The 765-nt window shown below is 32.7% G+C and carries 2 protein-coding genes; both read right to left on the bottom strand.

The features are described from left to right. Positions 1–193: hypothetical protein (locus ACTJJ9_RS26340; RefSeq protein WP_440769011.1), on the bottom strand; the 193-nt coding region annotated here is incomplete at its 3' end. Next, positions 165–455 carry a septation regulator SpoVG gene (gene spoVG, locus ACTJJ9_RS26335; RefSeq protein ID WP_046517517.1) on the bottom strand — a complete coding sequence of 97 codons (291 nt, stop codon included), beginning with the start codon at positions 453–455 and terminating at the stop codon, positions 165–167. The genes ACTJJ9_RS26340 and spoVG, both read right to left, overlap by 29 nt. Between the last annotated feature and the right edge of the window lie 310 nt (positions 456–765).

Raw genomic sequence — 765 nt, 5'->3', positions numbered from 1 at the left:
ACAGCACATATCTCCACTCTATACTTGTTTCTCGACAACTCAAGTATATAAGAATGGGTGATATTGTGCTCTTTTTTTCTTCAAATTGTTTTAAAACCCCAACATTTATTATAGAACCAGTAAAAAAGACCTTGCAACTATATGCAAAGTCTTTTTCATTATTTTTAAGAAGCCCCAGCTTCTTCAAATTCAACTTCTAATTCACCTAATCGGTGATATTCTGCTAATACAGCATCTTGGATTTTTCCGCGTGTATTAGAATTAATAGGGTGTGCAATATCTCTGAACTCTCCATCCGGAGTACGCTTACTCGGCATCGCAACAAAGAGACCATTATTTCCATCAATAACACGTATGTCATGAACAACAAATTCATGATCCAACGTAATTGATGCAATCGCTCTCATACGACCTTCGGTATTTACGCGGCGCAATCTTACGTCTGTAACTTCCATTCTGTTCACCACCTTTTCCCCCATATGAAAAACCTTTGTTAATAATTCAACGTATTTTTCCTTTTTCCTGCATAATTTGAAAATTTTTTTAAAAATTCGGGTATTTAATTTAATATCATACAAAATACAGAAAATATAAAATTAGAAAGTAAAAAAGGGCATAAAAAAAAGCCAATCTGTATCAGATTGGCTCAGATTGAAGACAAAAGGCATTTGGGAAAGCTTTCTTTCCCAAATGCCTTTTTAATTTTTGATTTTCTTCTTAGAATCTATCTTAAAAATAAGTGTAAATTGCCTATTATTCATATTT

The organism is Metabacillus sp. 22489, assembly GCF_052044855.1.
Taxonomy (GTDB): domain Bacteria; phylum Bacillota; class Bacilli; order Bacillales; family Bacillaceae; genus Metabacillus; species Metabacillus niabensis.
This window is presented reverse-complemented; position numbering and strand designations above follow the sequence as displayed.